This window comes from Moorena sp. SIO3A2, assembly GCF_010672265.1.
GTDB classification, from domain to species: Bacteria; Cyanobacteriota; Cyanobacteriia; order Cyanobacteriales; family Coleofasciculaceae; genus Moorena; species Moorena producens.
The window spans coordinates 1-10,464 of record NZ_JAAHHC010000098.1; the positions used below are offsets into that span (position 1 = coordinate 1).

General features: G+C 44.5%; 5 protein-coding genes and 2 pseudogenes. 3 read left to right on the forward strand and 4 right to left on the reverse strand.

What is annotated here, in order from left to right; genetic code table 11:
• Positions 1–99 (forward strand): annotated as a pseudogene (locus F6K64_RS37330) (IS630 family transposase); the annotation flags it as partial.
• Positions 100–129: 30 nt separating this feature from the next.
• Here the strand turns inward: F6K64_RS37330 and F6K64_RS37335 are convergent.
• A pseudogene (locus F6K64_RS37335) lies at positions 130–1,086 on the reverse strand (serine/threonine protein kinase); the annotation flags it as partial.
• 329 nt (positions 1,087–1,415) lie between these two features.
• Positions 1,416–2,534, reverse strand: coding sequence for a calcium/proton exchanger (gene cax / locus F6K64_RS37340; RefSeq protein ID WP_008189958.1), 1,119 nt, complete (start codon positions 2,532–2,534; stop codon positions 1,416–1,418).
• 861 nt (positions 2,535–3,395) lie between these two features.
• Between cax and F6K64_RS37345 the strand changes: the two genes are divergently transcribed.
• A complete protein-coding gene (locus F6K64_RS37345; protein WP_008189954.1) occupies positions 3,396–6,101 on the forward strand; it encodes a DUF3536 domain-containing protein in 2,706 nt (901 codons plus the stop codon).
• A 66-nt stretch (positions 6,102–6,167) separates the two neighbouring features.
• On the opposite strand, the gene F6K64_RS37350 is transcribed toward F6K64_RS37345, so the two are convergent.
• Positions 6,168–6,953, reverse strand: a complete 786-nt coding sequence (locus tag F6K64_RS37350) for a PEP-CTERM sorting domain-containing protein (protein ID WP_008189952.1) — start codon at positions 6,951–6,953, stop codon at positions 6,168–6,170.
• A 992-nt stretch (positions 6,954–7,945) separates the two neighbouring features.
• A complete protein-coding gene (lepB, locus tag F6K64_RS37355; protein WP_008189949.1) occupies positions 7,946–8,578 on the reverse strand; it encodes a signal peptidase I in 633 nt (210 codons plus the stop codon).
• Positions 8,579–8,738: 160 nt separating this feature from the next.
• Here lepB and F6K64_RS37360 point away from each other — a divergent pair, with 160 nt between their 5' ends.
• Complete coding sequence (locus tag F6K64_RS37360) at positions 8,739–10,274, forward strand: S-layer homology domain-containing protein (RefSeq protein ID WP_008189948.1); 1,536 nt, start codon at positions 8,739–8,741, stop codon at positions 10,272–10,274.
• The last annotated feature ends 190 nt before the right edge of the window (positions 10,275–10,464 follow it).

Genomic DNA, 10,464 nt, shown 5'->3' on the forward strand with positions numbered 1-10,464 from the left:
GATATAGAGCATGATTTTAGTGCTTTAAAGAGAGCCAGAATGTATACTTCTATAGACACTTCTCTGGATGAAGTAATTCGTGAATATTGTGCTTCTTAGTGTCTCCTCCTTATTTAAAATAACTATAGGCCAAAACCCAGGTATCAAAAAAGCTCCCCAGTTCCAGCCTTTGATTTCATCTGGTACGGGTACTCGATCATCCAATACACCCCCTTGACCTGAATTATTTACAAAATTGCTTCGGGGGAGTTTGATCAGTTTGTTGCTTTTGGGAGTATTGAGTGTCATGCCCAACTCTAGGGCTAGAATTGCTTCAGACGCACTTTTGAAGCGTTGCTCTGGAGCCGGTTCTGTCAGCTTCTGAATCCAGCTAATCAGGTTAGCACTGAGGTTGACTTGGTCTTTAAAGCAAATGCGCAAATTCCGCTGGGGCAAGTCAGCGGGTGCAGTCCTGGTGAGCAAATGAATCAACGTCGCCCCTAAGCCATACAAATCCGATGCTGGTACTGCCCTACCACCAAACTGTTCCATGGGGGCGTAACCATAGGTTCCCACTACCGTAAATGTCGCGCCCTCTTGGGATGCCCGATCCTGCACTGACCCGAAATCGATGACATAAATCTGCCCATCATCCCCTAAAATTAGATTGCTAGGCTTAATATCTCGGTGCAGTACGGCTGGATTCAGCTGATGGAGAAATTCAATAATTTTCAGCACATCCACAGCGATTTGGCGCACTTCCCCTTCTGTAAATCGTTTACCTTGATTTAGTTGTTCCTTGAGGGAGGAGCCAGGGATATAGTTGTGTACCAAGCCAAACCAGAGTACTCGGTCATCAATGTTAAAATAATCAAGATACTTGGGAATCCGGGGATGATTGAGCTGTTTAAGCACCTGTGCTTCTCGCTCAAAGAGTTTTAAATCGTCCCAATTAACGTCACCACCAAATGCCAGCAGTTTAACAACTACCAATTCTGGAGGTGACACTCCTAGATCCTCAGCTAGCCAAGTTTGTCGTCCAGCATTATGTCCCAGTTGTTGCTTGAGTTGATAGCGCTCATGTAATATCTGTTCGGCTTCCAGCATCTCGGCTTAATGTCCTCAGGGGCTCATCCATCCCATCAGCGTGCTCGGTTAATCTCAAGCTAGATGGGTGGATGAAGGGCAAAGGGCAAAGGCTAAAGGGGTGGATTAGATGATTATTTTTCTTACCAATCAATTTGTCTTACAAATCAAACCGATTTATCATTGACATTCGACCCCTCTAGCTTTAATATAGCCAGATTTTTCTGGGATAACAGGGATGTTGACAAGTTTATTCACTTGAAATTTGCCTTCCCGTAGCTACGACCGGGCGAGCATCCCTTTGTTCATCATCACCTTCAACGGTCAAACTCTACACACTAGGCGTTAACTCAACCCAATCCTTCAACCACTGGATGGAAGTAAAACGCTAGTCCTAAGACGACATAAGCTGCTAATAGCAAAACTCCTTCGAGCCAGTTGGACTTACCATCAGAACTAATTGAATTAGTAATCAACACAGCTACGGCTACTGCTACCAATTCAAAGGGATTAAAATCCAAATCCATGGGCTGACCCATAAACCACCCAGCTAGCACTAACACTGGGGCAACAAATAGGGCAATTTGCAGACTAGACCCTACGGCTACCGAAACTGAGAGATCCATCTTATTCTTCATGGCGACAGTTACCGCAGTGGCGTGTTCTGCTGCATTACCAACTACGGGGAGTAAAATTACTCCGGTAAACAGGGCTGTTAGTCCTAACTGTGATGTGGCAGATTCCAAGCTATCCACCAAAAGTTCTGATTCTAGAGCTACTAGCAGGGTAACCACTACCAAGACTCCTACCCACAACAAAATATTAGGTTGATGTTTAGATTCGGAACTGGCAATTTCACCGTGATCTGTTTCTTCTAACTCCATTTCCGCCATGCCTACATCAAACAGATAGGTGTGGGTTTTCATGGAAAATAACAGAGTTAGCCCATAAACCAGAATTAAAACCAGGGCAACTGCTACTGAAAGCTGTTGTAATGTAGATTGAGGAATACCAATAGATGTGGTATCCATTGCTGTCGGTAGCAACATGGCAATCACCGCTAGGTTCATTGAAGAGGCATTCACCCGCGCCACAATGGGCTGAAACTCCTGTTCTTTGTAACGCAATCCACCCAGCAGCATCGCAAATCCCATCACTAGGAGTAGGTTACCGATGATGGAGCCAGTGATGGTCGCTTTAACCACTTCTACTAACCCAGCATTGAGGGCAATTAGGGCAATGATTAATTCTGTAGCATTGCCAAAGGTGGCATTTAATAGCCCTCCTAGGTTTGGACCGAGCACCACAGCAATTTCTTCTGTGGCTGTTCCCATCCATGCTGCTAAAGGAATAATTGCTAAGCAAGAGGTAATGAAGATAACTGCCGAGTTCCACTCTAGAAATTCAGCGGCTACTGAAATGGGAATAAACACTAGCAAAATTGACAAAATTTGGTTTTTGGTGAGCATTTAGGTTTCTTTACCTCAAAAGAATTACTATGAGGACTTACGCATTTGCCCCCGTTGGTCTCCCAATTCTGGGGGACTTTGACATCATTACCCGCCCCATAATTGGGGTGCTAGCGGGGCGAAATCAACTTAACCGCGTAAGTCCTGACTATTCTAGTTAGTTTCAGGGACTAGGGCAGTATTACAAGGGGCTTGGTCAATCCCTCTTCCCATCCCCCCGTCTCCCTAAGCTGTCACGCCCCTAAGCTGTCACGCACTTAATTTTTGGGTTGAGACTGATGGGGAAATGGGGAGATACGGAGGTGGGCAGATGGTTTGACGGTTTCTTTGATATAGCAGTCGCCAGGGTAATTAGGACATGACAAAAGTCTCAAACTACAGTTTGGCTTGAGTTTAACTTCTGACTTCTGACTTCTGACTTCTGCTATAACATGAACAAATTCAATTTACATGGGTGTTAGCCGATCAACTGATATACACAAATTAGATAGTCAAGTACCTTACTCTGTCCCTGGTGTGCTCAATAAAGCTTTTCAGAACTCAACGATTCCTCAAGCGCATCAGTCCTAGGGTATATTTTTTAACCATAGAAATTTGCTATGATCTGGTGAAGATTGATAAGATTACCGCAATTTGCATAAACTGATTGGAGTTACTTGAATTAAACCTTGCGGTTGAATTAATCATTGTGTTAAGCATTTAACGTTTGTCCCAACTATCCGCTGTCCCAACTATCCGCTACTTTTGTTCGTTACTGCCAAACCAGTATAAGTTTGCTCAAGGGTATTCGCGCTCCGGGTCCCAAACATGAAGTTATCGGGTTGGGTGAGCTGTGTTGCTGTTTTTTGAATGCATATTCCCATGACTTCAGTAGCTGAACTGCTAGTGTTACAAGCTGAGGAAATAAAGTCCACTGCTAAGTCCACTGCCAAGATCAAACACTACTCGACGCTCAACAACGACCCCCTAGATCCTGCCACAGGTGTCTATATTACTATCCACGGTCATTTCTACCAACCGCCTCGGGAAAACCCTGATCTAGATACGATTGAGCGTCAGCCTACTGCTGCTCCGTTTCATGACTGGAACGAACGGATTTACTATGAGTGCTACCGCCCCAATGCCTTTGCTAGGGTATTAAATGACCAAGGAGAAGTAATAGATATTGTCAATAACTATGAGTATTTGAGCTTCAATATTGGTCCAACGTTAATGTCCTGGCTGGAAAATTACGATGTGGAAGTGTATCAGCGGATTCTGGAAGCGGACAAGAAGAGTTGCGATCGCTTAAATGGTCACGGAAATGCGATCGCTCAAGTGTACAACCACATCATCCTTCCCTTAGCCAATGAACGGGACAAATACACCCAAATCCGTTGGGGAAAAGCGGACTTCCGTTCCCGCTTTGGTCGTGAACCCGAAGGGATGTGGCTGGCGGAAACGGCAGTAGACTATCCCACCTTGGAAGCATTGGTAGCAGAAGATATTCGCTTTATTATCCTAGCCCCTGCCCAAGCTCAACGTTGCCGCCCAATTCCCACTGAACTCACCAGTGAACACAATAGTAATTCTCCATGGCAGGAAGTGGGAGGTGCTCAGATTGACCCTACTCGGCCTTACCGTTGCTTCCTCAAAAATGGCAAATTTATTGATATCTTTTTCTATGATGGCCCAATCTCCAGAGATATGGGCTTCAATGATTTACTCAGCAGTACTGAACACTTCGCCAAGCGTTTGGGTCAAGCAGTACGTGGGGATCATCGCAGTGCCCAGTTGATTGCTGTGGCAACGGATGGGGAAACCTTTGGCCATCACAAAACAGGCACTGAGAAGTGTATTGCCTACGCTTTTACCCATGAGTTTCCCCAGCGCAACTGGACAGTAACCAACTTTGCCCACTACCTTAGCTTTAATCCGCCCACCTGGGAAGTGGTACTGAAGCCAGTAACAGCCTGGAGTTGCTCCCATGGGGTTGACCGTTGGCAAGATGATTGTGGCTGTGGTGGTGGCGGGAAGTGGTACCAAACGTGGCGTCGTCCCCTGCGGAATGCCCTGGATTGGTTACGGGATGAATTGATTCAGGTATATCAAGAGACTGCTAGCCAATTCTTCCATGACCCTTGGCTAGCCCGGGATGAGTATATCCAAGTGGTTCAGAACCGTTCCCCAGCCAATGTGGAAAGTTTTCTGGAGCGTCATAGTACTCACCCACTGGCTCAAGCCCAACAAGTGGATGCCTTACGACTCCTGGAAATGCAGCGTCATGCTCTGCTGATGTATACCAGTTGTGGTTGGTTTTTTGAGGAAATCTCCCGTCCAGAAGGGGTTCAGATTCTGCGGTATGCTGCCCGTGCTATCGAGTTAGCTGGTGATGTTGCTAAAGTCCAACTGCAAGAAGAATTTATCCAACGCCTTGCTCTAGCACCCAGTAATGTGGAATGCTTTAAAACTGGTGACCAGATTTATCGCCAACTAGTGGTGTCAGCCCACGTTAGCTGGAAGCAAGTAGTAGCAGACTATGCCATTACTTCCCTATTTAACAACTATTCCCAAGAAGACAAAATCTACTGTTACTATGCCCATCAGCAATATTACCAGCTAAAACGAATCGGGGCATTAACCCTAGCTGTGGGACAGTTACAATTGGTTTCTGAAATAACTAGGGAAAGTGATGATTTTGTGTTTGCCTTGCTATACCTAGGTGGTTGGGACTTCCACTGCTGTATTCAACCCCTTGCTGAATGTCGAGGCTACCGCCAGCGGTTGGACACATTATTTAATGCCCTAGACCAAGGCAGTGCAGCCCACACAATTTTGGTAATGAATCAGCTGTTTGGGCAGCAACATTTTAATTTGCAGCATCTGTTTGCTGAAGAGCGACACCGGATTATGCAGCTGTTGAGCCAGGAAACCTTGACCCGTTTGGATCAGCTCTATACCCAGGTTTATCGGGATAACTATAGAGCCTTGATGGCTTTCCATCAGGGTGGGTTATCTGTTCCCAAGGAGTTGCAAGTAGCAGCAGAAATTGCTATATCCAATCAGTGTATTACTGTGATTAGGGCATTAGATAGTGATAGCAGTGATCAGCAGGTGGTATGGAGTAGCTTGGCAGAGTTAGAAGCGATCGCAATAGCAGCGAATCATCTCCACTGTCAGTTGAATACCCTAGAAGTCAAGCAAACCTTAGAAAAGTTAATTTTGCGTACGCTCTGGCAAATTCTTTACGATAGCAACCCAGAGGAAGTGGAAGTCGATATTCAACGGCTAGACAAAATGATTGATCTAGGCAATCAGCTCAATCTAAGCTTATCCTTAGATCGTTGCCAAGAACTTTACTTGCAGTACTTACATAACCAACTTTTGCCTCAGCTGATCCAAAGCCAAGACTTAAAGAAAGATAGTAAAGATAGTGATAGCAATGGCAGCTATCCCTGGCTATGTAACATGTGTACCTCCAGTGCTTCCCTTAGTACTTCACTTTCCCCAAGCCCCCTACTCAAGTTGGGTCAAACCTTAGCAGTGGATCTCAGTGGTTGGGTAACCAATCTACCCTCACCAGGGTAGGAGAGTGTAGGTTGGTTACCGTGAATCATCAACAGTTAACTATAGCTTTTAACTATAGCGTTGCTATTACAGTTTGTGATTAGAGAGCACACTGGCACCAAAGGCTCCTACTGCTAGCAGACTTAGCACCGACATCGGTTCAGGAACAGTAGTCTTAGAAACAGCTGCTGCTCCAAAGATCCTATTAATACCCCCGAAGGCGACATTTTGACTAAAAGTACCTGCTCCTGTGGTTGGATCGATGGTGATCTGTTGTCGATCAGCTGTGTAACCGAACAAGGTTCCATTTTCAAAGAACAAGCCAAATATATCCCTAAAGCCGATACTACCAATCTCAGTAGCTGTACCGTCATTAGCGATAGAGAACAAGATGTCAGAGCTGCCGTCAACAGAGAGTGATGTGGCAAAAAATTGATTATTTACAGAATCGAATGCTATGTCGCCACTGCTGTTGAAGTTAGGAATTGTAGCCACTAATGATGCAGCACCACTAGAGGTATCAATAGTATAAAAACTATCATCTCCAGCGCCGTAAAGCACGTTATCATCATCAGAAAACCCTAAAGCATTTATAAACGCAAAAAGGTAGCCAATTAGGGAGGATAAACCCGTGCTTTTATCAATACTATACAAAGCGCTGGGAGTGACACCAAATAGCTCCCCACTATTTGATAAAGCTATATCAAAAAAGGGGATACCGTCGCTGTTCAATGGTGTGAATTTTCCGGTTGAAGTATCGATTTTTCCAACTTGTCCATTGGAAGTAGAGAGGAAGGATGCCGCCTGAGCTGTTCCTATTGTTCCTAGGCTAAAAACTACTGCCCCAGCCATAGCTATTGGTAATTTTTTCATGATAGTTTTATGCTGCAACTCTTAGATGTAGACAGTGACCTTACTCTGAAATTTGATATCAAGTCCGTTTGATTCCCTGGTTTATAGTCGGCTTTTTTGTGCCCTTTTTCCTTGAATACTCTTGTTTTAGACAATACTGATGCTACCGGACTTGATATCAATAAACTACTCCAAAGTAAGATCAGTAAATCCTAAGCATTAAGCTATCAGCCGTCAGCGGTCAGCCTAATGCTTAAAATAAACCTCAAACGGTAGAATTTAAGCATTCGAGATTTTAGAGAATTCAAAGTCTGGGGAAAAGCCCATCAGCCCAAGACTATGAATCCTTGGCAGCAGCTGAAAGCTGAAAGCTGACGGCTGAATGCTTATAGTAAACCTACAAACGAGAAAATTATTTACCTTTTGCTTATGTTTATATTCATTAAATTTAACTAGATTTTTCTCTCTCCGAAACTATGAATCGGTAGGATTCACAAAATCATTATTTTATTGAATTATAAGTTTTGCTTATAATAATTAATAACTATTGATAAATGATTGCTAAACTTTAATACTTAACTATAGCGCTTACTTAGAAAGTAAGCCCTGATGTCGATTAAATTTAGCTTTGTGCTCTCAAGGCTTTAAAACATTAGCTTGAACAGCGACATCGTTAGTTGAGCTAAATTATATAGCAGTCGAAGTAAAGCTTAAGACATCTTCTGCTCTCTGCTCCCTGCTCCGAAGTCCCTTTCAACCAAAAGACTATGTCCTAAACTATACTTCCCTTGCTATATAGGTTTACCATCTAATTCCCATCAGCCCTAAGTAGTAAAATTGATTAGTTAAACTTATAGTAAGTTACGAAATCCGTAGAGGGCTTAAGTTCACACAACCTTAATATTAGTAATGGGTAATGGGTAATGGGTAATGGTAATTACTGCCGTCAGCTGACAGCTGACAGCTGACGGCTGAATACTTACGTACCTCACCCAATTGAAAACTGCTATAGTTCAGATCGAACCAAGGTCACTAAGTGGCCAAAAACGGAAACAGGCACGACCAATGACTTTGTCTTTACCTAGAAAACCCCAAACATGGGAATCGTTGCTATTGTTGCGGTTGTCTCCCATCACAAATAGCTGATCTTCTGGCACCTGCACCAGCCCCATCTGATAATGGGGAGGTTGGGCAATGTAGTCCTCCTCTAGAGGAGTACCGTTGCGATAAACTTTGCCATCTTTGACTTGAACCGTATCACCCGATGTGCCAATCACCCGCTTGATGAAAGCTTGGTCTTTTGAGTAACCCAAAATTTGTAATTGTGGCGGTAGTTCAAACACAATAATGTCACCGACTCTTGGGGTATGGAAACGGTAAGAGATTTTTTCGACCACTAAGCGATCGCCTACTCCCAACGTCGGGTACATGGAATCCGAGGGAATGTAGCGAGGTTCTGCCACAAATACTCGAATCAATAGAGCTAAGGCTAGTGCGATCGCAATAATTTGGAAATTTTCCTGTACTTGCTTCCAAAATGGCGTGCCACCCTTGTCCGGTTGTTGACCCTGAGCATCTGCTTGCTGCTCCTGAACAGATTCAGAAGATTCACTCGGTGCTGCTAATTTCTTTTTCTGTGCATCCATACAAGATTTAAATTGACATTTAAATTGACAATACTCGGTATTTTGGCCTAGCCCTTGCCCTAAACATCTTTCCTAGTTTGGCAACTCAGCCAGGATAACATGCTTGATTGCCCTTTTGTGAATTTGCGTTAGTTTAAAAGGTAACTACTGTTGTTGGACAATGCCCGTGCTGTTTCCACACTCTGTCCTACGTGCAAGTTTAGCGGTTTGTCTTCTCGGTTTGTTGAGTGCCTGCGCCAACACTAACCTAGGTAACGCTTTGCAGCGGTCTTTGGGAGCAGACCCCAAACTGAAAGATAACCCACCCAAAAACTTGAGTGGGCCATCTCCGAATAAGCCTCAAAGTACTCCCCAGAAACAGAAGTCAGTACCGTTGCCAGAAGACTTCCCCACTGAGATTCCCCGTTATCAAGAAGCAACCTTGGAACAAGTGGAACCCCTCAAAGATGCTGCTGGTCCAGGTAAGCTGACGATTTGGTCATCCCCTGACCCAATTAATTTAATTCAGAACTTTTACCAAAAGACCTTTGAGTCGGGAGGCTGGCAAGTCCTCGACCAGCCAGAGGATCAAGATGGTGGCACATTCATCGTCCGTCGTAATGACTTGGATGTTACCCTTTCGATTCCTGCTCGTGGCACTACTGGCAAATCCACTGCTGCCTCTTCATCAAAGCCCCCAGCGGTTGCTACCAACAGCAGTGTGACTACATTTGATATTCAGTACGTCCGGGATGGTAAGGATACCAAAGCTGAGAAACCACAACCATCCCAGAAACCACAACCATCCCAGAAACCAACACAAGCTCAAAAACCAACACAAGCTCAAAAACCAACACAACCTGAGAAACCAACACAACCCCAGAAACCAACACAAGCTCAAAAACCAACACAACCTGAGAAACCACAACCACCCTCTGAGGTCGCCAGTAAGCCAGCTAAGGTCAGGTCAGGACAACCAGAGAAATTTACTGACTTGGATAAAGTCCCCCGAGATTTGCGTAAGTATGTGGCAGATTTGGCAAAATTGGGAGTCTTAACGCCAGACACGACTAACCCAAAAACTAATACTGATAGTCAAGGTATTCAGTTTGCCCCGAATCAAACCATAAACCGCCGTCAGTACGCCCGTTGGCTAATGGATGCCAATAATCGAATCTATGCTAATCGTCCAGGATTGCAAATCCGTTTAGCATCCAACACTACTCAACCTGCATTTCAGGATGTGCCTCGTACGGATCCTGATTTTCCCTATATTCAGGGATTAGCTGATGCTGGATTAATTCCTAGTCCCCTCAGTGGCGATTCTACCGCAGTATTGTTTCGTCCAGATGCACCGTTGACTAGGGAAAATCTGATGTTGTGGAAAGTGCCTCTCGATACTCGTAAAGCCTTGCCCAAAGCCTCTATTGAAGCAGTGAAAGAAACCTGGGGCTTCAAAGATACCGCTGAAATTGACCCGAAAGCATTGCGAGCCGTCTTAGCTGATTTCCGAAATGGCGATTTGGCAAACATTCGCCGAGTTTTTGGTTATACAATATTGTTTCAGCCTAAAAAACCAGTCACCCGTGCTGAAGCAGGAGCAGCGCTTTGGTATTTCGGTTCTCAGGGTGAAGGGCAATCTGCCCAAGAAGCACTGTTTCTTAAACCTCAAACCAGTCAGCCATCAGGGGCACCAAAAGCTACACCATCGAATTAGGTGCATACAAAACGTAAGCATTCAGCTATCAGCTATCAGCTATTAGCTATCAGCTATTAGCATTCAGCTATCAGCTATCAGCTATCAGCTATCAGCTATCAGCTATCAGCTATCAGCTATCAGCTATCAGCTATCAGCTATCAGCTATCAGCTATCAGCTATCAGCTATCAGCTATCAGCTATCAGCTAT